Genomic DNA, 23,410 nt, shown 5'->3' on the forward strand with positions numbered 1-23,410 from the left:
TTATGCCCGGCGCGCGTCTGTCAAAGGCTGGGAAACCGCGAATCAAGCTTAGGTCGTTTATGAATAAACTGAAATGTGCCGTGATAGGTGCCGGATATTTAGGAAAATTTCATGCGGAAAAATACGCATCGTTAAAGGATTGCGAGTTGGTGGCGGTGGTTGACATCAATGCCGAGGCGGCGCAACAAGTTGCCGAAAAAAACGGCGCTCAAGCGTTGACGAATTACCATGATTTACTCGGCAAAGTCGATGCGGTGAGTGTTGTGGTGCCCACCAGCTACCATCACAGCGTGTCCAAAGACTTTCTGAATGCCGGTGCGCATGTACTGGTGGAAAAGCCGATCACCGTTACCGTAGAAGAAGCCGATGAACTGATCGCGATTGCCAAGGAAAAGAACGTTATTCTGCAGGTCGGGCATTTGGAACGCTTCAACCCGGCCGTACGCGGTTTGGAGAAAATGGAAGACAAACCGCTATTTATCGAGTCGCATCGCTTGTCGCCGTTCAATCCGCGCGCCAACGATGTCAGCGTGGTGTTGGATTTAATGATCCACGACATCGACATCATCATGGCGCTGGTCGATTCGGAAGTGGAAAAAATCGATGCCAGCGGCACCGCCGTATTAACCCAAGGTACCGACATCGCCAATGCCCGCATCACCTTTAAAAACGGTTGCGTGGCGAACGTCACCGCCAGCCGCATCAGCATGAAAATGGAACGCAAGATGCGCATGTTCCGTCCTTGTTCCTATATTTCCGTGGATTTTCAGAATCGGGTTTTGATTAAACATAGAACCGGCGATAAAGAAATGTTCCCCGGTATTCCGGAAATCGTCACTGAGGAATCGGTATTTGAAAGCGGCGATGCCTTGCTTGATGAGATTAAACATTTTGTCAATTGCATCAAGACCGGCGAAAATCCGCTGGTCCCCGGCGAAGCGGGCCGCAAAGCCTTGGCTACCGCGATAGAAATCACCAAATTTTTAACCCATCGATAAAGGGCTGACACTATGATCCCCATGGTCAATCTGCAAGCGCAGTATGCGGAAATTCAAGATGAAATCGTCGGCGGTTTCACCGAAACCCTTAACAATTGCGCGTTTATCCTGGGGCCGAATGTGCAGGCTTTTGAAAAAGAAGCCGCTGCCTATCTGGGCGTTAAACATGCCATCGGTTGCGCGTCCGGTACCGATGCATTGCATTTAGCCTTATTGGCGGAAGGCATAGGCGCGGGCGACGAAGTCATTACCAGCGCATTTACCTTTATCGCCACCGCAGAAGCAATCAAATACGTCGGCGCCAAACCGGTGTTTGTCGACATCGATCCGGGCACGTTCAATATCACCCCGGAAAATATCGAAAAAGCCATCACAGCCAAAACCAAGGCCGTGATGCCGGTGCATCTGTTCGGCCAGCCCGCCGATTTGCCCGCCATCAAAGCCATTTGCGACAAGCATGGTTTGAAACTGATCGAGGATTGCGCGCAATCCTTCGGCGCCACCGTTTACAACAAGCAAACCGGTAGTTTCGGCAATGCAGCCGGTTTTAGTTTCTTTCCCAGCAAGAACCTGGGCTGCTTCGGCGACGGCGGCTTGGTGACGACCGATTCCGACGCGACGGCCGCCAAGATCAAGCAATACCGCAATCACGGGTCGGACGTGCGCTACTACCACGACGTGATAGGCTACAACAGCCGGCTGGACGAGCTACAGGCCGTGGTGTTGCGCGCTAAGTTAAAACGCATCGATCAATACAATGCCGCTCGCCGCCATGCCGCGCATTTGTATTCTGATTTGATGGCCGATTTGCCCTTGACTACGCCGTATGAAGACGGCATTGGTGTGCATGTCTATCATCAATACACTTTGTTGTCCGACCGCCGCGACGAGGTGATGAAAGCCTTGCAAGAGCAGAAGATTGGCTGTGCCGTCTACTATCCGGTACCGCTGCATCAACAGAATGTGTTTAAAGAAGAGTGCGCCGGCCTTTCTCTGCCGGTTACTGAGTCAGTCGCGGCGCGTTGCTTCTCTTTACCGATTTGTTCCAATCTGAGCGACGATACCGTCAAGCAAATTGTCGGCGTCATTCGCGGCGTTTTCCAAGCGTAAATTCCAAAACGCATTAATGTAGGGTGGGCTAAGCACCGCGCAGCCCACCAACTATTCTCAAATGACCAATCAATCTGCCTACACGGTGCTGTTTAGTGCCGGCGAATCCTCCGGCGACCAACACGCCGCCAATATGTTTCTGGAGCTAAAACAGCGTTGTCCGGCGCTTCGTGGCCTTGGCATGGGCGGCAGCAAAATGCGCCAGGCCGGTATCGACGTGCGCTACGACTCGGCCGGCATCGGCGTGATCGGTTTGGTGGAAATTCTGAAGCACTACGGCGAGATCCGCCGCGCATTGAATTTACTGAAACAGATCATTCGCGATGAAAAACCGGATTTGCTGGTTTGCGTCGATTACAAAGAGTTCAACCTCAAGCTGGCGCGCTTTGCAAAAAGCCAAGGCGTGAAGGTGTTGTTTTACGTCAGTCCGCAAGTTTGGGCTTGGCGGCCGGGCAGGGTGGTGACCTACGGCAAGGCCATCGACATGATGGCGGTGATTTTTCCGTTCGAGACCCGCTATTACGAAGCCGAAAATGTCCCGGTCCGTTATGTGGGTCATCCTTCCGTCGATAAAGTCCATCCGCAGCGCAGTCGCTCCGAGGATTTCGAGTTGTTCGGCCTGGATCCCCATCGGCCTGTCGTCGGCATACTCCCTGGCAGCCGCGGCAACGAGATCAAACGTATCCTGCCGGTGATGTTGGTTGCCGCGGCTAGTTTGGCCGCGCAGCGGCCGGAATTGCAGTTTGTCTTGCCGCAAGCCGATTCGATCAGCGATGCGGAATTGGCTGCGCATTTCGTAAACACTTCGCTAGCCGTTAAGGTGATCAAACAGCAGCCCTATGATGTCATCCAATGCTGCGACGCGGTGATGACTACGTCCGGCACCGCCTCGCTGGAAATTGCCTTACTCGGGGTGCCAATGGTCATCGTATACCGGCTGGCGGCGTTCAGTTACTGGTTGGGTAAGCGCTTGGTAAAAATTCCATTTATCGGGCTGCCGAATATCATTGCCGGCAAAGCCATCGTCAAGGAATTGATTCAGGAACAACTAACACCGGAAAATTTGGCGGCCGAGATTCTGCAACTGTTGGGCGACAGCGATTATCGGCAGCGCTGTATCTCTGAGTTGCAGGCCGTCAAACACCAGCTTGGTGATGGCGGCGGCTCAAAAAATATGGCGCAACTGGCCTTAGAGATGTTGGGCGGTGCTTAGCCGCTCAACACGGGTAAAGCATCCGGCGGCTTGCCGGCAAACCACCGTATTTTGATGCGTAACGGCGGCTTTTAAACCGGTCCGCGGCTGCCGCGTTGGTCGTAAAACGCCGCAACAAATTCATCGAAAGTCTGCCCGTCAATCGCGTCCCGCAAACCTTGCATCAACTCCAGGTAATAGTGCAGATTGTGGATGGTGTTGAGCCTGGAGCCCAGCATTTCCTTGCACTTGTCCAAGTGTTTTAGATAAGAGCGCGAGTAGTTTCGGCAGGTGTAGCAACTGCAATCTTCGTCCAAGGGTCGGGTATCAAATTGGTATTGCTGGTTGCGGATTTTGATCACGCCGTGGCGGGTGAATAAATGGCCGTTGCGGGCGTTGCGGGTCGGCATCACGCAATCGAACATATCGATACCGCGCCTGACACCTTCCACCAGATCTTCCGGGGTGCCGACGCCCATCAAGTAACGGGGTTTATCCACCGGCATTTTCTGGTGAATTGCATCCAGTGTCGCCAACATTTCGTGCTTGGGTTCGCCGACCGACAAGCCGCCGATGGCGTAGCCGTCAAAGCCGATGTCGGTCAACCCGGCTATCGATTCTTCGCGCAATTGCGGATACATGCCGCCTTGCACAATACCAAACAATGCAGACGAGTTACCTTCATGCGCACGCTTGCTGCGTTCCGCCCAACGCAAGGACAAGCGCATGGAGTCAGCGGCTTCTTGATAGGTGGCCGGGTATGGGGTACATTCATCAAAAATCATCACGATATCCGACCCTAGATCGCGCTGCACCTGCATCGATTCTTCCGGGCCCATGAAGATTTTGCTGCCGTTGACCGGCGATTTGAATGTCACGCCTTGTTCGCTGATTTTTCGCAACGCGCCCAGGCTGAATACCTGAAAGCCGCCCGAGTCGGTCAGAATAGGCTTTTGCCAGCGCATGAAGTCGTGCAGATCGCCGTGGGCTTTCATCACCTCCATGCCGGGTCGCAGCAGCAAATGAAAGGTATTGCCGAGAATGATTTGTGCACCTAGTGCGTTTAAATCTTCCGGGGTTAGCGATTTTACCGCGCCGTAGGTGCCGACCGGCATGAAGATGGGGGTTTCCACCACGCCGCGGGCAAAAGTCAGTTGACCGCGGCGGGCGTGACCATCGGTGGCTTTGAGTTTGAATTCCATGCAAATCCGGCAAATGAAAAAAGGCGGAATTATCGGTCCTTTTCGTTCCGCAAGCCAGTGGAGTTGTCGTTTTTAGATCAATAGGCGAGCGTGGCGGCTTTTGTCCCCTGAGAAAACTTGTTGGTGTCGGATTGTGTTATAAATTTGAGGCACTTGCCGCAGCTTTTCTATCGAAATACCTCAGGTTTAGTAATTCCGTTTATTATCGGGATATTGTTCATTTCACTATGTAAACTAGCAAAATTGATGAATTTTCTTCAGGCCATAACAACAATAATCGGCCGTTATCGGGAGAAGTATGTTGGATACTAAAAGCAAAACCATTTTGGTAGTCGATGATTCTCCGGAAAATCTCACCGTCATCAGCGAATTACTGCAACCGCAATACCGCGTGCGCGTCGCTACCTCCGGGCAAAGAGCCTTGCAGATGGCCGCCAATCAGCCTTATCCGGACTTGATTTTGCTTGACGTGATGATGCCGGGCATGGACGGTTACCAAGTTTTCGAGCATCTGCGCGCCGATCCTATTACGCGCACGATTCCGGTGATATTCGTCACGGCGATGGACAGCATGGAGTCCGAACTGCATGGATTGGATGTCGGCGCGGTCGATTACATTACCAAACCCATTCTGCCGCCCATCGTTTTAGCGCGGATCCGCACTCAGCTGGAGTTAAAGCAGGCCAGAGATTGGTTGCGCGACGAAAACACCTACTTGGAAATGGAAATAGCGAAACGGATGAGCGAAAACGAGTTGATTCAAAAAGTCAGTATTCGCGCCTTGGCGCATCTGGCGGAAATTCGCGATCCGGAAACCGGCAATCACATCCTGCGCACCCAAGGTTACGTGCAGCATTTGGCGCTTGCATTGCAGAGCCATCCGCGCTTTTTCGCGACATTGACTGATCATTACATCGAATTACTGACGCGCTCCGCGCCGCTACACGATATTGGCAAAGTCGGGATACCGGACGCAATCCTGCAAAAGCCGGGTAAACTCACTCCCGAAGAATGGGCGGTGATGAAGACCCACGCCAAATTGGGCAGCGATGCGATAGAAATGGCCGAACGCGATGCGACGCGCTCGGTGGAGTTTCTGATTTTGGCGAAGGAAATCGCGCATTGGCACCATGAAAAGTGGGATGGCAGCGGCTATCCGGAGGCGTTGGCCGGCGATGCCATTCCGGTTTCCGCGCGGATTATGGCGCTGGCGGATGTATTCGACGCTTTAATATCCCGGCGCGTTTACAAAGAGCCCATGGCTTTTGCTGAAGTCAAGACTATTATTGCTGAGGGACGTGGTCGCCACTTTGATCCGGACATAGCCGATGCATTTTTAGCCGATTTCGATTCATTCTGCGCTATTGCCCAACGCCATCTCGATTCAATCCCGGAGTAAATGAGTCATGACGCAACACGCTCGTATATTGTTGGTTGAAGACGAGGAAATCATCGCCATCATCATTCGGGATTTACTCGCTGCCGAGGGCTTTCAGGTGACGGTTTGCGCAAATGGCTGCATTGCCTGGGAAACGTTGCAGCACGACCGGATGGGCTACGACCTGGTGCTGTTGGACCGGGGCTTGCCGGGGATGAACGGTATGGATTTACTGCGATTGATCAAGGGAGATCGGGTCTTGGCTGCCATACCAGTGATTCTGCAGACCGCCCGCAGCGACAAACGAAGCATCCAGGAAGGGCTTAGTCAGGGGGCTTATTACTATCTGACCAAACCGATTCAACCGGAAATCTTGATCGCCGTGATCAATGCCGCACTGCAACAACGCCGTGAGTTGCAGGAAATGTCCGAAACAGCCAATCGCGCCGGGCGTCCTTTGGCACTAGTGCAATCCGCCGTATTTCGTTTTCGCGATCTCGATGAAGCCAAGGTGTTGAGTCATTGTTTAGCCCAATCCTGTCCGGAGCCGGAGCGCGTCGTCCAGGGTTTGCAGGAGTTGATGGTCAATGCGATCGAGCACGGTAATCTGGGGGTTTCTTATGCGGAAAAAGGCGAACTGATGCTGGCGGGAGTCTGGCTGGAGGAAATTCAAAGACGTTTGACACTCCCGAAATTCAGCCGGCGTTTTGTTACTGTGCATTTCCAGCGTTTGCCGGATAAGCTGGTGTTCACCATTCAAGACCAGGGAGATGGTTTCGATTGGCAAGACTTCCTGGATTTTTCCCCGGAACGGGTGTTCGATTTGCATGGCCGCGGTATCGCGATGGCCAGATTGATGAGCTTTGATCGTCTGGAATATCAAGGTAACGGCAACACGGTAACTGCTGTGGTCAACGGCGTGTCCTTTTTGTACGGCTTCGACCATTAATTAGACTTTGCAAGCCCATGCAGTCGAATAACGATCCATCAAACTCAGCGCAGGTCAGCCGCAAAAGCGTCTTAGCCGTCGTACTGGTATACGCCATCTTCGCCGCCAGCTGGATTTTGGTATCGGATCAATTGGTACACCACGTATTCAAAGATCCGGACCAGCTGACGCTAGCCAGCATGCTGAAAGGCTGGTTTTATGTGTTGGTGACTTCTTTATTGCTCTACGGTTTGATGCGGCGCTGGTTTGGTCGAAACAGCGAACCGCAAACCGTTCCCCAGGTACCGCGTAGCCATTGGTTGCCGCTGAGCTTATTGATAGTCGCCATCCTGGCTTTGATGGCTGCCAGCGCGGCGCTGACGATTGAGCAACACGCCCAAGAAGAGTTCGGCAGGCTTCAGGCGGTCGCCGGCTTCAAGTCCAGGCAAATCAGCGACTGGCTGACTGAACGGCGCGGCGACGCGGATTTTATCCAAACCAGCGAATTTATCGTCGACTTGTATCACCGTTGGCAGATTGGTGGGGATCTGCAAAGCGCCGAGCGCCTGCAAAGCCGTTTGGAGCAATTTCGTAAAAGCTGGGGAGTCACGGCTATCAGTCTGCTTAGACCCGATGGCGAATGCTTATGGCGTTCCGCGAAAGCTCCCGCCACGCTGTTGCCTGAGCTGCTAAAACTTACAGAGTTGTCGACCAAATCGCGGCAAATCCAATTAGTTAATCCCTACAGAGATGATAGCGGGCGCGTCCTGCTGGATTTGGTGGTGCCGCTGACAGCGCAGCCGGTAGCGGCGCCGCTGATTATTTTACATATCGATCTCAGCGAGTGGCTGTTTCCGGTTCTGGAGAGTTGGCCTGTGGCGAGCGGCAGCGGCGAAACCTTGTTGTTTCGGCGTGCCGGCGATGAGATTCTCTATCTGAATCCGCTACGTTTTCGCCCGGATGCGGCTGCTTCGCTGCGTCTGCCGCTCAACACGCCTAACTTGCTGGCCGGCAAGGCGTTGCAAAGTCCGGTTAGTCTCGACAACATCCTGGAAGCTAAGGATTACCGTAATGTCTCCGTCATCGGTCTGGTACAGGCGATTAGCGGTACCGACTGGCTGTTACTGACTAAGTTGGATAAGGTCGAAATCTACAGCAAAGCCAGAAGCGAAGTCGTCTGGATTGTTTGTGTCGGTAGTTTGACCATTTTTATCGTCTGCGCCGGTTTTTATCTGTTGCGGCAAAGTCAGAGACTGGCCTTGGCCACGGCGGTGCAGAAGGCGCAAGCGGAGCGATTGCGGGCGCTTGATTTATTAGCCGCAATCTCCGATTTGTCCGTGGACGCGATCTATGCCAAAGACCTAGACGGCCGGTATATTTTGTTTAATACCGCCGCCGCTAATTTTGTCGGCAAGCCGGTCGAGGAAGTCATCGGCCAGGACGATGGCGCGCTATTTCCGCCGCATCAGGCCGAGCACTTGAAAGAGTTTAGCCGCCGGGTAATGGCGGAAAATATCACGCTGACGGAAGAAGAAACCCTGGACACCCAATTCGGATCAAGAACTTTCTTGACCACCAAAGGCCCGCTGTGCGATGCAAACGGTAAAACCATCGGGGTGTTCGGTATCTCGCGGGACATTACCGAACGTAAACAGGCCGAGCTGAAGCTGCGCGAGAGCGAGGCGCGCTTTCGCGGTTTGGTGGAACAGTCACTGGCCGGCATTTATATTATTCAAGATGCACGCTTTGTTTACGTGAATCCAGGGTTTGCCAGGATCTTCGGCTATCAGCGGACCGAGGATATTATCGACGGCAAAACAGTGGCCGATCTGGTCTGTCCGCAGGACAGGCAGATGGTGTTGGAAAATTTGCGCCGACGGATTGATGGCGAGATTGAAGACCTTAACTACCGTTTCGAAGGCTTGCACCACAACGGCCACTGCATTCATGTTGAAGTCCATGGCCGCAGTTTCGATTATAAAAACCGGCCGGCGGTGATTGGTTTTATTCTGGATGTCAGCGCCCGTAAAGCCGCCGAAGACCAACTTAATCTCCAGGCCGCGGAATTAAAAGCACGGAATGATGAATTGGAGCGGTTTAATCGGGCCATGGTCGGCCGTGAGCTGGATATGGTTAATTTAAAGCAGCAGGTCAATGATCTGTCTGCGCAGCTTGGTCGCCAGCCCCCCTATACATTGGCGTTTCTCTCAACCCAACCCGAAAGTGCTGTTGGTCATGATTTTGCTGAAGTTCACACCGAATCCGGCTTGGACCCTCTCAAACCGGACGGAATATCAGTAAGCAATGCGGACGGATTAATGGGCGGCGATACATCGGCTGCGGAAGAAGACCGTTTATGAGTATCCCCGAGCCGCCATCAGGCGAATTTTCCGCGTTGGTGCCTTCCCGTTTCCAGAGCAGCCAAAGACTCGCCTACGTCTCGGCGGTGGTCCTGGTATTGGCCGCGCTGGCAATTCGCTTGTGTTTGCCGGCATCCATTGGCGAGCGCCCGATGTTGCTGTTATTTTTGTTTCCGGTGATCGTGAGTGCCTTGTTCGGCGGCTTGGGGCCTGGATTATTGGCGACATTGATGGCGGCGATGGTCAGCGATTTCCAACTGTTGCCTCCCTATCACAGCTTGGCAATTGCCGGCCCTTACGATGTAGTGCAATGGACGTTATTGATTGCCAATGGCGTTTTAATCAGCCTGCTCAGCGAATTCCTGCTGCGGACTCGGCAACGCGAGAATGCGCACTGGCAACAATTGCTGGACGCGCGCGACCAGCTGCAGGTTAGCCAAACCTTATTTCAGACTACGTTTGAACAAGCGGCGATAGGCATTTGCCTATTGGCACCGGACGGGCGTTGGCTGAAGGCTAACCGCCAATTTTGCGAGATAGTGGGTTATAGCCTGGAAGAATTGCTAAGCAGCAATTTTTCGGACATTACCTATTGGGAGGATTTTGGCGATTTGTTGCAGATGCCGACAGGTGAAGGTGAAATAGATAGTTTTTCCGGAGACAAGCGTTTCATTCATAAGAACGGCAGTGTTGTCTGGATTAGATTAAGCGCTTCCGTGGCGCGTAAGCCGGATGGTAGCCCTGCGTGTTTTATCTTGCTCATGGAAAACATAGAGCAGCGTGAACAAGCGTTACTGGCGCTACATGAAAGCGAGATGGCTTTGAAAGTCGCTCAGCGTTTAGCCGCCTTGGGCAGTTGGGAATGGGACTTGCGCACCGGCGAATCGAAGTGGTCGGAGCAGATATACAGTTTATTCGGCCGCGCCCCTCATTTACCGCCAGCCGGCTATGACGAGGTTGGGCGGTATTTTAAGCCCGAGAGCTGGCAGCGCTTGCAAGCTGCCGTAGCTCAGGCTTGTAGCGACGGCTTGCCTTATGAATGCGAGGTGGAATTGCAGAACGATGGCGAACTGCATCGCTGGGTAGTGGCCCGCGGCGAAGCGGTCCGTGATGAGCAGGCTAATATCGTGGCTTTGCATGGTACCGTGCAGGATGTTACCCCACGTAAACAAGCCGAACTTGCGCTGCAAGAGGCGCAGCGGGTGGCCCTGGAAAAGCAACGCGAGGCCAGGCTAGCCGCACTCAATTTGATGGAAGATGCGCTGGCGGCCCGCAAAGCGCTTGAAGCGGCGAATGCGTCGCTGCGCGAAAGCGAAGAATTTAAGCGGGCTATTTTGGATTCGGTGAGCGCCAACATTGCCGTGCTGAACCGCGATGGTGTGATTGTCTCCGTCAATCGACCCTGGCAGCAGTTTGCCGAGGATGATGCTCTGGCATGCGGACAATCCGCTGATATTTGCAGTATAGGCACCAATTATTTGCAGATTTGCCGGCAGGCATCGGGTCCGTATCGGCAGGGGTCGCAGGCCGTGTTCAACGGATTGTCGGCGGTGCTGGAAGGCCGGCTTCCCCGATTCAGGTATGAATATGCCTGCCATTCTGCGCAGAAGCAGCGCTGGTTTGCCATGGTCGTCACGCCTCTGGGATTTGGGGAAGGCGGCGCGGTGGTTTCTCACACCAATATCACCGAGCGCAAATTGGCGGAAATGGCCTTGGTGGAAAGCGAGGAGCGCTTACGTCTGGCCCAAAGTACTGCCAATATCGGCATCTGGGATTGGCATATTGATAACGACAAAGTGCAATGGACTCCGGAACTTGAGACGATGTTCGGTTATGCGCCAGGCACTTTTTCCGGAGACTACTCGGCTTTTTCCCAGCGCGTGCATCCCGACGATTTGGTCGAGCTGGAGCATTTTCGAGATTCAGCGGTTGCCGCGCATCGGACTTTTGATTTTGATTTTCGGGTGCAAGCGGAGCCGGGGCGTTTCAGATGGCTAAATTGCAAGGGCGGAGCCAGTTACGATGATATGGGCCGGGCGCAAAGGGTATTTGGGGTTTGTATCGATATTACCGAACGTAAAAATACTGAAAACGAACTCAAGCTCTGGGCGCAAGCATTCGAAAACGCCGAATTCGGATTGGCGATTGCCGACGCGCAGAGCAATTTGTTCTTGGCCGTGAATCCGGTATTTGCTAAGGAGCGTGGTTACGCCCGAGAAGAATTGATCGGCAAACCGGTCATGACGGTTTATCCGGCCGATTGGGTCGAACAGATCAAACAGCAGATCAATATTCTGGATTCGACCTGTCATGGGGTATTTGAGGCGGAACATCAACGCAAGGACGGCAGTCGTTTTCCGGTGATGATAGACGTGACTATTATCAAATCCGGCGACGGCAAATCCATCAGGCGTGTGGCCTATGCCTTAGATATTAGCGAGCGCAAAGCCGCCGAGGTTGCTCTGCGCGAGCAAACTGAGGCCCTGCAGCGTTTCAACCGAGCCATGGTCGGCAGGGAAATGGACATGATCGCATTGAAACAAACCATCAACGAGCTGTCCGGGCAACTGGGACAGGAACGACCCTATCCGCTGGCGTTTATAGAGCAAGCCGGCACAAACCCGGTTGGGAATGTTCCGGGATGAACCGCGCCCGGTTTGCGTATTACTTAGCCGCCATGATGATCGTGATGGGTCTATGAATCCTGAATTGAAATTACTGATTATCGAAGAATTACAGGCTGATTATCTGGCCCTGGTGCACCACTTGCAGCAGAACGGCCTAAGCGTGGCATGCCGGCGGATAGATAGCCGCGCGGCGCTGGCGCTGGCTTTGCAAGACGACTGGGATTTGGTGCTGTCGGATTACGCGGTACCGGGAATGGATATTCGCGATACCTTGCAATTCATTCAAACGCACAGTAAAGATTTGCCGGTTATTCTGGTCTCCGCCAGCGTCGGCGAAGAAGTCGCGATGGAGTTGTTACGGCTGGGGATGGTCGATTTCGTGTACAAGGACAATCCGGTCCGCTTGGTGCCCTCCATACGCCGGGCTGTCGAGGAACGCGATCAACGCAGGATAAGACGTGACGCGGAGCAGGCCTTGCGGCAAAGCCAGGAGCAAGCGCTGTTAGAGCAGCATCAGGCGCAACTGGCGGCCTTAAATTTGATGGAAGATGCCATCGCGGCCCGCCAGCGCGCGGAAGCTGCCGCGGAAGCCTTGCGCGCGAGCGAACGGCGTTTAATGCTGGCGCAGGAGGGGGCGCATGTCGGGATTTGGGATTGGGATATTGTCAATGATCGCGGTTATTGGTCGCCGGAATGCGAGCGGCTATACGGCTTGGAACCCGGCAGTGTGCGGTTCAACGCCGACTGGCGCGCAAGAGTGCATCCGGACGATCAGCATTTGATTGATGCACAGTGGGAAAGCCGCATTTTGCGTGGCGAGGCGTTCGAGGTGGAGTTTCGCTATATTTTGCCAACCGGCGAAACGCGATGGCTGAGCAGCAAGGGCCGTGCGCAATACGATGCCGCGGGTAAACCGATCATGCTGTTTGGGGTCAATCTGGATATTAGTGAGCGCAAACAAACCGAACAGCAACTGCGTAAGTTGGCGCAGGCGGTGGAACAAAGCCCGGCCAGTATTATCATCACCAACCTGAACGGCGATATCGAATACGTTAACGAGGCGTTTTTGCAGGTGAGCGGTTACCGGCGCGACGAGGTCATCGGCCGTAATCCGCGCATATTGCAATCGAAAAAAACCCCGCCGGAAAATTATCGGGCGTTGTGGAGCGCACTGGGCTGTGGTCAGACCTGGAAAGGCGAATTTATCAATAAACGCAAGGACGGTAGCGAGTATGTGGAATTTGCCATCATCGTGCCAATCCGTCAGGCCGACGGCAGCGTAACCCATTTTGTTGCGGTACAGGAAGACATCACCGAGAAGAAACGTGTGGCGCTGGAGCTGGATCAGTATCGGCACCACCTGGAAGATTTAGTGGCCAGCCGCACGGCTGAACTGGAAGCGGCGAAACTGTTGGCCGATGCCGCCAATCAAGCCAAGAGCGCCTTTTTGGCCAATATGAGTCACGAGATTCGTACCCCCATGAATGCCATCATCGGCTTGACTTATTTGCTGCGGCAAAGCAGTCCCAATCCGGAACAAAGCGAGCGTTTGGACAAAATCGATGGCGCCGCCCAACATCTATTGTCGATTATTAACGACGTGCTGGATTTATCGAAGATCGAAGCCGGCCGGCTGGAGCTGGAGCAAACCGATTTTTCCCTGGCGGCGGTATTGGACCACATTCGTTCCATAATCGCCGATCAGGCGCGGGCCAAGGCCTTGAGCATAGAGGTGGATGGGCAGGGCGTTCCGCAATGGCTGCGCGGGGATCCGATGCGTCTGCGCCAAGCCATGCTCAACTACGCCACCAATGCCGTGAAGTTTACCGAACGCGGTTCGATCCGGTTGCGGGCGATGGTGCAGGAGGAAACCGCGGCGGGCTTGCTGCTGCGCTTCGAGGTGAACGATTCCGGAATCGGTATAGAAGCGGAGCAACAAGCCGGTTTATTTCAGGCTTTCACTCAGGCTGATGTGTCGACCACCCGCAAATATGGCGGGACAGGCTTGGGATTGGCGATTACCCGCCGCCTGGCGAATATGATGGGCGGCGATGCCGGCGTCGATAGCGTATTGGGTGAAGGCAGTTGCTTTTGGTTTACCGCCCTGGTTCAACGCGGGCACGGCGTCATGCCTTTACACCCCAGTGAAAAGCCCGTCGACGCGGAAATGGCGTTACGCCGAGATTACGCCGGCGCGCGTTTGCTTTTAGTGGAAGATAATCCGATCAATCGGGAAGTGGCGCTGGAGTTGTTGCATGGCGTGGGTTTGGCAGTGGATACCGCCGAGAACGGGCGAATCGCCCTCGAAAAAATCGGCGAGAACGCCTACGATCTGGTGTTGATGGATGTACAGATGCCGGAATTGGACGGTCTGGAGGCGACGCGGGCGATACGTGCGCAGCCGAGTTTTGCCGGCTTGCCGATTTTGGCCATGACCGCCGCTGCGTTCGAGGAAGACCGGCATGTTTCGCTCGCTGCGGGTATGAACGATTTTGTCGCTAAACCGGTGATTCCGGAAGATCTTTACGCAGCCTTGTTGCGCTGGTTGGCACCGCGTTCTGATCCGCGTCCCCTGAGGCCCGATAAAGCGGAGGCAGGGCGTTTTTCGGCAAAAACAGGGGCAACGGACGATACGTTGCCGCCGGCTTTGCTGGCCATCAGCGGCCTGGACACCAAGCAAGGCCTGGCTGTAGTGAAGGGCGACGTGGATAAATATCAACGATTGTTGAGCATGTTTGCCGATGCCCACAATGAAGACTTGAAACAAGTTCAGGCCTACTTGGTTGATGGCAAATCCGCCGAAGCAAAACGCATCAGTCACTGCTTAAAAGGCGTTGCCGGCACGCTGGGTGCCAAACAGGTTGCCGATTTGGCGGCTAAATTGGATCGGGCGATAGCCGAAAGCAGCGATTTGGCGGTCTGCATGGAGTTGGCGGCGTTGTGCGATAGCGAATTGACGCATTTGGTTCGCGCTATCCTGGATTTACCTTCCCAACCGGCAAGCAGCGACGCGGATGAGGAAATTATCGATGCGGAAAATATGCGCCAAGTCGTAGCTGCACTGGCAAGTCTTTTGGCAATTGGCGATGCGCAAGCCAGCCGTTTGGCGCGGGAATACGCCGTGTTGCTGCGGTCAAAATTGGGGGCTACATATCCGGATTTTGCCAGGCAAATCGAAGCGTTCGACTATCAAGCCGCTTTATTGCTTTTACAAGCTGCGGATTTGTAAGGCTGTAAGCTGAGTGAGGTTTTAAAACTATGGCTGTCAATCGGTAGCGGCTGGCATAAAAAAGCCGCAGTCACTAAAAGCGACCGCGGCTATTGCTGTGCAAAGTGCCGAGTCAGGACATTTGCGATTGCAGATAATTTGGCAAACCAATCATGTCGATCAATCCCAATTGTTTTTCCAACCAGTGTGCATGATCTTCCTCGGTGTCGTCCAGCATCACTTCCAGAATTTCTCGGGTTTGGTAATCGCGCACGGTTTCGCAATAGGCGATGACTTTACGCAAATCCGCAACCACTTTATATTCGACCGCCAGATCGTTTTTCAGCATCTCCGGCACGTTGGTGCCGACCGCCAGCGGTTCGCGTTTGGATAAATCCGGCGTGCCTTCCAGAAACAAAATTCGCTTGATCAAGGCATCGGCGTGGTTGGTTTCGTCTTGAACCTCGTGATTGATGCGTTCGTATAATTTGCTGAAGCCCCAGTTTTCATACATCCTGGAATGAATAAAATACTGGTCTATTGCGGTCAGTTCGCCTGCCAGCAATTCGTTTAAGTGAGCTATGACTTGTTTGTCGCCTTGCATATGCCGCCTCCCGGATAAATTTGCTAATGCCCTGGGCTATGGTAATACAAAATGCCGCCGGATACTGGGTTTGCGTGGATTCCCGCTGGGCCATTGTCACCCCGGCCCTTAAAAATACCATTCGGCTTAATAAATTAATGCAGCTTGATAGCGTTCCTGCTAAGCAGCGGAACAAAAGTCTTGTTTAGATCGGTAGCAAGTGCCGTTGGCTCGCCATGAATGATGAATACCAGCCGGCTGCGGCCGTCGTCGCTTGTTCTGGCGGTTAATGGGGTAGGTGGGTACAGTCGAGTGCCGGCTGCCTGAATCACCATCGGTTCGGTTTGTTCGGCAAGATAAACCACGCCTTTGATGCGCAATAAGTTTTGTGGGTGGCGGTTAAGCAGCTCTTGGAGGAGGGTTTGCAGGTGTTGCCAGGGCAGAATTTGTTCCAGATGCAGCGAGATACTGCGAAAGTTATGTACCGGTAACGGGCCGGCAGGAGGCAAGCGGCGCAAGCTTGGGCCTGCTTTAGTCAGCAGGCTAAGTGCATGAAAGTCTTCTGCCGTCAGTCTGGGCGTGGCCGGCGCTAGAACTTGCAAGCGGGTTGCCAATGCGGTTTGCTGGTCGGCATTGCTTACGTCGGCATGGGTCAGCAATAAAGTATCGGCCCAAGCCACCTGCGCCCGCGCTTCGGCAAAACTGTCCAGCTGTGCTGCAGCCGAGGGTATAGCCAGGGTGGCGATGACGTTTTGTAAATGATAACGGCTGGCCAGCCAGCGCTCGCGCAACAGAGTATCCAGAATCGGTTCCGGGCTGGCGATGCCGCTGGCTTCGATAATCATGCGTGCGAAAGGCTTGCTTGCCGCTTGCTCCCAGGTCATCCACAGGTTTTTTAACGTGGGCGCCAACGCGCCTTTGACCTTGCAGCATAGACACCCGCCGGACAGCACGGTCAGCGGCAGATTTTGGTTTGCCAACAAATCCTGATCGACCGGTATTTCGCCGAACTCGTTTATCACCACAGCGGTCTTTACCCCGTCAGCCAAAAATCGATTCAACAAGGTGGTTTTGCCGCTGCCGAGGAAGCCGGTGAGCACAAAAACAGGGATTTTGTCTGGATCGGGCATTTTCAAGTGGTCGCCGCTTTCTTCATGAAAAGCTGTGATTACGAGGTCCAAGCGAATACAAATTTAATTTACCTATTCGGACCGGTTATCTGTAAAGGCGAATTATGCCTGTTTTTTGAACCGGAACGTCAAAGACAACTGGTGACTGGCCATCTGCCCAGTGCCCAAAAACCCATTCAGCGATTTTGTCTAAACGCCTACCCGGCAAGAAGCCAAGGCCTCCAGAATATCCTCCTTGGGTAAGTCGCGACCGATAAACACCATACTCGATTCCCGTGCTTCATCGGCTTGCCAAGGGTTGCCGAAAGTCTCGGTCATCAGCATATGCACACCTTGATAAATCACTTTTTGTTCGCTGCCGGCGATGTTGAGAATGCCTTTGTAGCGGAGCAACTCGTTGCCGTAGTCGCGGATCATGATGTTCAGGAATGCCAGAATCCGCGCGGCATCCAGAGGCCGGTCGGTTTGGTAGACCAAGGCACGGATGTCGTCCTCGTGCTCGTGGCTGACGTCTTCCAGAAAATCCGGTTCGATTTTCAAAATGTCATCCAGGTTAAAACCGTCAATATCCAGAATATCTTGCAGTTCGGTTTGGCCGAAATGCACGTGTTTGATTGGCGCTCTGGGGTTCATAGCCCGGAGGCGGGTTTCCAGGTCTAAAACAATTTCCGGTTCTTGGAGGTCGGTTTTGGATAGTAGGATGCGATCAGCAAAGCCGACTTGCTCTTGCGCTTCGTGGTGTTCGGCTAGCTGGTGGTGGGCGTGCACGGCATCGACGACGGTGATGATGGCGTCCAGATGGTAGTTTTCGGCAATGTTTTCCTCGATGAAAAAGGTTTGGGCAACCGGAGCCGGGTCGGCCAAACCGGTGGTTTCAATGATGACCCGCTCAAATTGGAGTTCTCCGGATTCGCGGCCATCGCTGAGTTCGCCGAGGATACGCACCAAGTCGCCGCGCACGGTACAACAAATACAGCCGTTATTCATGGTCACGATTTGTTCGTCGGCCTGCATCAAAAGCTCGTTGTCGATACCGGCTTCGCCGAATTCGTTTTCTATCACCGCAATCCGTTTGCCGTGGTCTTCGCTAAGAATTCGGTTAAGCAAAGTGGTTTTGCCGGCACCGAGAAAGCCGGTGAGAATGGTCACCGGTACGGGGTAGTTACGTTTGGGGTTGGCGTTCATAGGGCCTCCGTCAGGATGGGGAATTGACACGCTGTATCAGTGCATAAGCTGAGTGATTATGGATAGACTCGAAGTTTTCCGATTCGACGCTGTAACTGATGATCCGTGGCTCTGCGTTCAAGCGGGCGGCTACATCGCGCACCATGTCTTCGACAAATTTGGGGTGGTCGTAGGCGTATTCGGTGACGTATTTTTCGTCCGGGCGCTTTAACAGGCCGTAAATTTGCGAGGAGGCTTCGGCTTCTACCAGCGTGATCAGTTCTTCAAGCCAGATAAACGACTTGGCCTCTACAGTCACGCTGACGTGTGAGCGTTGATTATGGGCACCGCGTTCGGAAATTTCCTTGGAGCAAGGGCACAGACTGGTGACCGGCACTATCACCTTCACTTTGATGCGACAGCCGGCGTTATCGATTTCGCCAATAAAACTGACTTGATAGTCCATTAAGCTGCGGACGCCACTGACCGGCGCTGCTTTATCGATGAAGTAGGGAAAACGCATCTCGATATACCCGGATTCGGCCTCCAATTTGGCGAGCATGTCCTGCAGCATCGCCGGAAATGAGGCAATGCTGATTTCCCGGTCGTGATCGTTCAAGATTTCCACAAAACGGGACATATGGGTGCCTTTGAAGTCGTGCGGCAAATTGACGTACATCGCAAAGTGCGCAACGGTGCGTTGTTCGCCGCCACTTTTCTCTTTGACCCGGATCGGGTGCAGAATGTCTTTGATGCCGACTTTGTCGATGGCAATGCGCCGTGTGTCAGGGCGGCCTTGAATGTCTTCGATAGGGAGCATGAGTTTAACTGAATTATTCAGGATTTTTGTGTTCGTCCGCTTATCAGCGGTGCACCCTAAACCGGGGGCGTTCTGCGAAGTCGGCATCGTTGATGGCGAAATTGTTAAGTTTCAAACTGTAGAACCGGTTGAAATGATCTTGCACCGTCCGCGTGATGCGGGCATCGTAATTGGGTTGCAGCATTTGAGCTCGGCCGCTTGGCCGCGCCACGACCACGCCGTTTTGCACCACTAGTTCACCGTGTTTAAACATTAGAGCGGCATTGGCGAACATGGCAGCGATATTTGCTTGGGGATGGGTGGTAAATGCACCGGTGATCGGATCGCATCTGCCAATACCCGCCGGGTCGTAGACGGCAATGTCGGCTATTGCCCCCGGCGCCAGATGACCGCGATCATGCAAGCCCAATAACTTTGCGGCAGCACTGCGGGTCATGCTGGCAATTTCGTTTAAGGTAAATTCGCGCTTGAGGTTGGGCAACAAGGTCATCGCCAGCGCTTCTTGATTTAAGCCTGCCATATAGGCCTGGCGGTAATCGGCGTCCATCAACAGTCGGATCAATTCGGGGTAGGCGGTAAACGGTGCGCCGTTCGGATGGTCGGTGGTAAAGAATAAACGCTCCGGGGCTTCTGCAAGCAAAAAAAGCTCCAAGCCGATGGCCCATTGTAAGGTGTTGACGAAACTGGCTTCCCGGTATCGGTAAGGCACCACGCCGCCGGAACCTTCACACTCGGCGTCCCACATTGCCCATTTATTGGGGCTGGCATCCGCGTGGCGGCTGTATTGAGCGATGACATCGCCGGAAATGGTCACGGTCTGGCCGAACAGCACCTGGCCGACATCCATGGTGATATTCGGATGGCGGTTGAACGCTTCCAGAAGTTGCGCGGCTGCAGAGGAAAAGCCCTTGCTGCCGTCCTTGCCATAGGCGTAGAACTGGACGTGGGCTAGATGCATAGGCAGTCCTTGCGCGGCTGCCATGGTGTCTATGATGGTTTCGATATTTCCTGGAATACCCAAGTTGTTGCAATGCACATGTACCGGGTGTGGCACGCCTAGTTGGCATACGGCAGTTTGCAAGGTTTGCAGAATTTGCCGGGAGCTGACGCCGTAGTCGGGGACAATGTCATCCAAAGCGAATTGGCGGGCATTGCTTTTAAAGGCGTTGGCACCACCGGCGTTGATGACTTTCAAGCCCAGCGCGCGGGTAGCGTGTAAAGTCCAGGCTACGTAGTCGTTGATTTGGTTTTGGCTGGCTTTGGCTCGTATCAGTCGCAACAACAAGTCGTCGTTACCCAGAATAGCCAGGGCGGCCGTATCCATAATGGGAATATCGGCCATCTGCAAATGCACGTCCAAGGCATTGACCGGTAACATGGCCGGTTCGACCACCGTGGTGTAGCCCATGCGCGCGTAGCGGTAGCCGGTGTCGGTGGTCGACCATTTCGCCGTGCTGAAGGGATGACGCAAGCGCCGTTCCATGTGATTACGGTGTTGTTCAGGCAACAATAGGCGTGCGGTGTTGACGTTGCCGCCGGCAATATGGCTGTGAATATCCACCGCGCCGGCCATGACAATCTGGCCGGATACGTCGTATACCTGATCGAACTTGGCGTCGGGGCCCGGGTCGGCTGTGATTACGCCATCACGGATAAATAGATCGTGCGATTCACCTTGCCGGTTTTGTGCGGGATCGTAGAGGTGTCCGCCTGCTAATTTGATCAGCAATGGCCGGCCCTCACAGCATATCCAGCGTCAGTACCAAGCGCCGCGGCTGCACCGCCGTTGGCGTAGGTGATCGATGCACAAACCCCTGGCCTTCGTTACCTTCCCAGGCTTCGCCTTTCATCAGGCCCACGGCATAGGCGGGCATCCGCCGAATCGCCGTTTGGTCGACGATCAAACCGGACTGCGCATCATCCAGGCCGCCACTGCCCATCCCCAGCTTTCGTCGATCCAGCGCATATTCCGGTAGCCATTCGGTGCCGATGCCGCCGTAGCTACAAATCATCCGTGCGGGTACTCTATCCACATGAAAGCGCGGACACATGGCGGTTTTCAAGGTCCTTAGGCGCAAGCCGGCTTGCTTGAGTTCGAATAGCTCGCAGAACGCCGTCGTCAATAGTTCGATGTCTGCCAGCCATGTGTCATAGCCATCGAGTTGCCGGGTTTGGGGCCACAGGTTTGTATAGTTGAATTCGGATGGATTGACGGGCTGACTGAGTTCCAAGGGGCCGAATAGCTTCAAGGCTTGATAGATAAAGCCTTCAATTGTGGCGGGCAATGGTCGTTCTATTAAGCAAAAGTTCACGCCATCCTCGTAGATGCGCGTCAAATCCACGAAGTTTGTGGAGACGACGGAGCGGGTCGATGGCCGATACGAAACGGGCTGGAAGGATGTGGGGCCGGTTAACGGCGACAGGGATGATTGACGAAAGGGTATGCGAGCAAACACAAAAACTCCTTAACTAGCGATCAGGAACTGTTCGAAAAATACGATGAATTGCATAAAGACTATGCCGAAACCAAACGCGGCGGTTTGTCCGCTCAGGCTGGAAAAACTGCATGGTTCGTGTAATACCGGAATCAGATCGGAGGCGGCGATATAAATAAAGCCGCCGGCAGCGATGGGTAACAGCAGCGACAAGGAAGATTCGGCTAACTGGCTGAGTAACAGGGTAAAAATCGCGCCCGGCAAAACGGTCAGCGAGCAATAAAAGTTGTAGAGTACGGCTTGCTTGGGTGTATAGCCGCCGCGCAGCAGGGCGCCAACATCCCCGAGTTCCTGCGGGACTTCGTGGGCGATAATGGCCAAGGTGGTGGTCAGTCCCAGTGCCGGATCGGCCAGAAAGCTGCCGGCAATCAAGATGCCGTCGACGAAGTTGTGCATGGCATCGCCGATCAGATTCATTTTAGCCAATGGCATGACCTCACCACCGGTTGGCGTGCTGTCGACATTATGGTCGTGCCGCCAGCGCACCAATTTTTCCAATACAAAGAAACCGAATACACCCACTAATACCGTCAGGCAGACATCGCTGACACTGCCGTGGCGGTCTATGGCATCGGGGATCAAATGAATAAAAGCATCGCCCAGGAGTACGCCGACTGCCAGCGCGACTAGATACGGTACTACCCGATGCAAGGTGTCGGGTTTCAACCACAATGCAAATAAGCTGGACAACGAGCAAAGGCTGACGGCGAGACAGGCCGCAATGACGCCGGCCATAGTGCTGATAGCGATAGTCATGTGCGATGGGGTGTTTTGGCTTTGAGCGAGTGGTATTCGTGCTGAGAACTGTAAATAAATCCGGCTAATTTGTTCGGCAAGGCATGGGTAGCAAAATGCGCCAGCATGAACCCCAACACAGTCAAAAACAGTTTTGACAGCACACGTTTGGTGGGCGGTCTGTCAATCAAGGGCAAGACAATGGCCAGAATAAGCAACAATGCAATGCCGATGATATGCAGATAGCTGTCGATGCTAGCCATCGGCAAACCACTGCGGAAATTCATCTTGATAGTGTCGCCAAACTGCCGGGCCGGCTGCCAGTTCGGCGTCGGTTAACAGGCACTCGTCCAATTCGCGGCGCACTTGGTCGGCATTGAGGTTTTGACCGATAAATACTAGCTCTTGGCGGCAGTCGCCGTAGGGTTCGGCCCATTGTGACTGGATGTCCAGCAGATAGTCTTGCGGCCATTCCTGAGGCGGTACTGTCGCCCACCAGCGACCCGCCAAACCATGGTGCATCACGCCGCCCGCTTGTGACCAGCTGCCGGCGTGATCCGGGCGCGATGCCAACCAAAAAAAACCTTTGGAACGCAACAATGTGCCGTTATCCCAATCGCCGTGGTGCAGATGATCATAGAAACGCTGCGGATGAAAGGGGCGCCGGGCGGTGTAAACGAAGCTGCTTATGCCGTATTCCTCGGTCTCCGGTTTATGTTCGCCCCGCAATTCTTTTAACCAGCCTGGGGCTTGCTCGGCTTTTTCGAAATCGAACAAGCCGGTGTCGAGTACTTTGCTTAAATCGACCTGACCCATCACGATAGGGAGGATTTCCGCATCGGGGTTGAGGCTGTGTAACACCGCTTTTAGGTTGATAAGCTCGTCGCTGGCGATCAGATCGATTTTGGAAATCAGAATGACATTGGCAAATTCAATTTGATCGACCAGCAAATCGGCGACGTTACGTGCGTCGTCTTCGCCGAGTGATTCGCCGGTTTCTTTTAAACTCAAGGCTTCCAGGTAATTGCGCATAAAGTTGACCGCGTCCACCACGGTCACCAACGTATCCAGGCGGGCAATGTCCGATAAACTCAAACCCTGTTCGTCGCGAAACGTGAAGGTTTCCGCAATCGGCAAAGGCTCGGCAATGCCGGTGGATTCGATTACCAAGTAATCAAAGCGGCCATCCTTGGCCAAGTTGCCGACCTCGATCAGCAAGTCCTCGCGTAGCGTGCAGCAAATGCACCCGTTGCTCATTTCGACCAGTTTTTCCTGGCCACGATTCAGTTGTACTTGGTTTTTGACCGTTGCCGCATCGATATTCACCTCGCTCATGTCGTTGACGATTACGGCCACGCTTAAATTCTCCCGATTGTTGAGGATGTGGTTCAACAAGGTGGTTTTACCCGCACCCAGGAAGCCGGACAGTACGGTGACAGGGAGTTGTTTGGCTGGTGCGGATGCGAGGGTCATGGTGTTT

General features: G+C 53.9%; 18 protein-coding genes. 8 read left to right on the top strand and 10 right to left on the bottom strand.

Going from position 1 to position 23,410, the window contains the following annotated elements:
• Positions 1-59 precede the first annotated feature (59 nt).
• The 3 genes from ACR02O_RS09860 to lpxB all read left to right on the top strand — a co-directional run bounded on the left by ACR02O_RS09860 (position 60) and on the right by lpxB (position 3,321).
• Complete coding sequence (locus ACR02O_RS09860; RefSeq protein ID WP_101055132.1) at positions 60-998, top strand: Gfo/Idh/MocA family protein; 939 nt, start codon at positions 60-62, stop codon at positions 996-998.
• A gap of 12 nt (positions 999-1,010) precedes the next feature.
• Positions 1,011-2,108, top strand: coding sequence for a DegT/DnrJ/EryC1/StrS family aminotransferase (locus tag ACR02O_RS09865; protein WP_494523281.1), 1,098 nt, complete (start codon positions 1,011-1,013; stop codon positions 2,106-2,108).
• A 61-nt stretch (positions 2,109-2,169) separates the two neighbouring features.
• On the top strand, positions 2,170-3,321 hold the full coding sequence (gene lpxB, locus ACR02O_RS09870) for a lipid-A-disaccharide synthase (RefSeq protein ID WP_494523282.1): 1,152 nt from the start codon (positions 2,170-2,172) through the stop codon (positions 3,319-3,321).
• 71 nt (positions 3,322-3,392) lie between these two features.
• Here the strand turns inward: lpxB and tgt are convergent, their stop codons facing one another.
• Positions 3,393-4,502 carry a tRNA guanosine(34) transglycosylase Tgt gene (gene tgt / locus ACR02O_RS09875; protein WP_494523283.1) on the bottom strand — a complete coding sequence of 370 codons (1,110 nt, stop codon included), beginning with the start codon at positions 4,500-4,502 and terminating at the stop codon, positions 3,393-3,395.
• A gap of 298 nt (positions 4,503-4,800) precedes the next feature.
• On the opposite strand from tgt, the gene ACR02O_RS09880 reads away from it, so the two are divergent.
• Genes ACR02O_RS09880 through ACR02O_RS09900 form a run of 5 tightly spaced genes read left to right on the top strand, consistent with a single transcriptional unit; the run spans position 4,801 to position 15,024 of the window.
• A complete protein-coding gene (locus tag ACR02O_RS09880; protein WP_033155397.1) occupies positions 4,801-5,901 on the top strand; it encodes a response regulator in 1,101 nt (366 codons plus the stop codon).
• A gap of 7 nt (positions 5,902-5,908) precedes the next feature.
• Positions 5,909-6,829, top strand: a complete 921-nt coding sequence (locus ACR02O_RS09885; protein ID WP_494523284.1) for a response regulator — start codon at positions 5,909-5,911, stop codon at positions 6,827-6,829.
• Between the two features lie 17 nt (positions 6,830-6,846).
• Positions 6,847-9,168 carry a PAS domain-containing protein gene (locus ACR02O_RS09890; RefSeq protein ID WP_494523285.1) on the top strand — a complete coding sequence of 774 codons (2,322 nt, stop codon included), beginning with the start codon at positions 6,847-6,849 and terminating at the stop codon, positions 9,166-9,168.
• Positions 9,165-11,813: a PAS domain S-box protein gene (locus ACR02O_RS09895; protein WP_494523286.1), complete on the top strand. Its 2,649-nt coding sequence runs from the start codon at positions 9,165-9,167 to the stop codon at positions 11,811-11,813. Before ACR02O_RS09890 ends, ACR02O_RS09895 begins: the two co-directional genes overlap by 4 nt.
• A 52-nt stretch (positions 11,814-11,865) precedes the next feature.
• Positions 11,866-15,024: a response regulator gene (locus ACR02O_RS09900; RefSeq protein ID WP_494523287.1), complete on the top strand. Its 3,159-nt coding sequence runs from the start codon at positions 11,866-11,868 to the stop codon at positions 15,022-15,024.
• A 112-nt stretch (positions 15,025-15,136) separates the two neighbouring features.
• Here the strand turns inward: ACR02O_RS09900 and bfr are convergent, their stop codons facing one another.
• From bfr to zigA, 9 genes are all read right to left on the bottom strand, one after another.
• The gene (gene bfr / locus ACR02O_RS09905) at positions 15,137-15,607 is read right to left on the bottom strand and encodes a bacterioferritin (RefSeq protein WP_205450773.1); all 471 of its coding nucleotides are present in this window, start codon (positions 15,605-15,607) and stop codon (positions 15,137-15,139) included.
• 134 nt (positions 15,608-15,741) lie between these two features.
• Positions 15,742-16,716, bottom strand: a complete 975-nt coding sequence (locus ACR02O_RS09910) for a CobW family GTP-binding protein (RefSeq protein WP_205454465.1) — start codon at positions 16,714-16,716, stop codon at positions 15,742-15,744.
• Between the two features lie 189 nt (positions 16,717-16,905).
• The gene (locus ACR02O_RS09915; RefSeq protein WP_205450772.1) at positions 16,906-17,901 is read right to left on the bottom strand and encodes a CobW family GTP-binding protein; all 996 of its coding nucleotides are present in this window, start codon (positions 17,899-17,901) and stop codon (positions 16,906-16,908) included.
• A 10-nt stretch (positions 17,902-17,911) separates the two neighbouring features.
• Positions 17,912-18,700, bottom strand: coding sequence for a GTP cyclohydrolase FolE2 (gene folE2 / locus ACR02O_RS09920; RefSeq protein ID WP_205450771.1), 789 nt, complete (start codon positions 18,698-18,700; stop codon positions 17,912-17,914).
• A 43-nt stretch (positions 18,701-18,743) separates the two neighbouring features.
• Complete coding sequence (locus ACR02O_RS09925) at positions 18,744-20,429, bottom strand: formylmethanofuran dehydrogenase subunit A (protein WP_205450770.1); 1,686 nt, start codon at positions 20,427-20,429, stop codon at positions 18,744-18,746.
• A gap of 10 nt (positions 20,430-20,439) precedes the next feature.
• Positions 20,440-21,042: a DUF1826 domain-containing protein gene (locus ACR02O_RS09930; RefSeq protein WP_458139232.1), complete on the bottom strand. Its 603-nt coding sequence runs from the start codon at positions 21,040-21,042 to the stop codon at positions 20,440-20,442.
• Between the two features lie 123 nt (positions 21,043-21,165).
• On the bottom strand, positions 21,166-21,951 hold the full coding sequence (locus ACR02O_RS09935; protein ID WP_205450768.1) for a ZIP family metal transporter: 786 nt from the start codon (positions 21,949-21,951) through the stop codon (positions 21,166-21,168).
• Positions 21,948-22,217: a hypothetical protein gene (locus ACR02O_RS09940; protein ID WP_494523288.1), complete on the bottom strand. Its 270-nt coding sequence runs from the start codon at positions 22,215-22,217 to the stop codon at positions 21,948-21,950. Before ACR02O_RS09940 ends, ACR02O_RS09935 begins: the two co-directional genes overlap by 4 nt.
• Complete coding sequence (gene zigA, locus ACR02O_RS09945) at positions 22,186-23,403, bottom strand: zinc metallochaperone GTPase ZigA (protein WP_494523289.1); 1,218 nt, start codon at positions 23,401-23,403, stop codon at positions 22,186-22,188. The genes ACR02O_RS09940 and zigA overlap by 32 nt, the downstream gene beginning before the upstream one ends.
• Between the last annotated feature and the right edge of the window lie 7 nt (positions 23,404-23,410).

Source organism: Methylomonas sp. PHL2-19 (assembly GCF_059331595.1).

Bases quoted from the DNA above. Each gene is read 5' to 3' on its own strand.
- lpxB (WP_494523282.1), top strand. From the start codon at position 2,170: ATGACCAATCAATCTGCCTACACGGTGCTGTTTAGTGCCGGCGAATCC.
- ACR02O_RS09935 (WP_205450768.1), bottom strand. From the start codon at position 21,951: ATGACTATCGCTATCAGCACTATGGCCGGCGTCATTGCGGCCTGTCTC.
- ACR02O_RS09940 (WP_494523288.1), bottom strand. From the start codon at position 22,217: ATGAATTTCCGCAGTGGTTTGCCGATGGCTAGCATCGACAGCTATCTG.
- ACR02O_RS09915 (WP_205450772.1), bottom strand. From the start codon at position 17,901: ATGAACGCCAACCCCAAACGTAACTACCCCGTACCGGTGACCATTCTC.
- ACR02O_RS09900 (WP_494523287.1), top strand. From the start codon at position 11,866: ATGAATCCTGAATTGAAATTACTGATTATCGAAGAATTACAGGCTGAT.
- zigA (WP_494523289.1), bottom strand. From the start codon at position 23,403: ATGACCCTCGCATCCGCACCAGCCAAACAACTCCCTGTCACCGTACTG.
- ACR02O_RS09880 (WP_033155397.1), top strand. From the start codon at position 4,801: ATGTTGGATACTAAAAGCAAAACCATTTTGGTAGTCGATGATTCTCCG.
- tgt (WP_494523283.1), bottom strand. From the start codon at position 4,502: ATGGAATTCAAACTCAAAGCCACCGATGGTCACGCCCGCCGCGGTCAA.
- ACR02O_RS09860 (WP_101055132.1), top strand. From the start codon at position 60: ATGAATAAACTGAAATGTGCCGTGATAGGTGCCGGATATTTAGGAAAA.
- ACR02O_RS09865 (WP_494523281.1), top strand. From the start codon at position 1,011: ATGATCCCCATGGTCAATCTGCAAGCGCAGTATGCGGAAATTCAAGAT.
- bfr (WP_205450773.1), bottom strand. From the start codon at position 15,607: ATGCAAGGCGACAAACAAGTCATAGCTCACTTAAACGAATTGCTGGCA.
- ACR02O_RS09890 (WP_494523285.1), top strand. From the start codon at position 6,847: ATGCAGTCGAATAACGATCCATCAAACTCAGCGCAGGTCAGCCGCAAA.
- ACR02O_RS09885 (WP_494523284.1), top strand. From the start codon at position 5,909: ATGACGCAACACGCTCGTATATTGTTGGTTGAAGACGAGGAAATCATC.
- ACR02O_RS09895 (WP_494523286.1), top strand. From the start codon at position 9,165: ATGAGTATCCCCGAGCCGCCATCAGGCGAATTTTCCGCGTTGGTGCCT.
- folE2 (WP_205450771.1), bottom strand. From the start codon at position 18,700: ATGCTCCCTATCGAAGACATTCAAGGCCGCCCTGACACACGGCGCATT.
- ACR02O_RS09910 (WP_205454465.1), bottom strand. From the start codon at position 16,716: ATGCCCGATCCAGACAAAATCCCTGTTTTTGTGCTCACCGGCTTCCTC.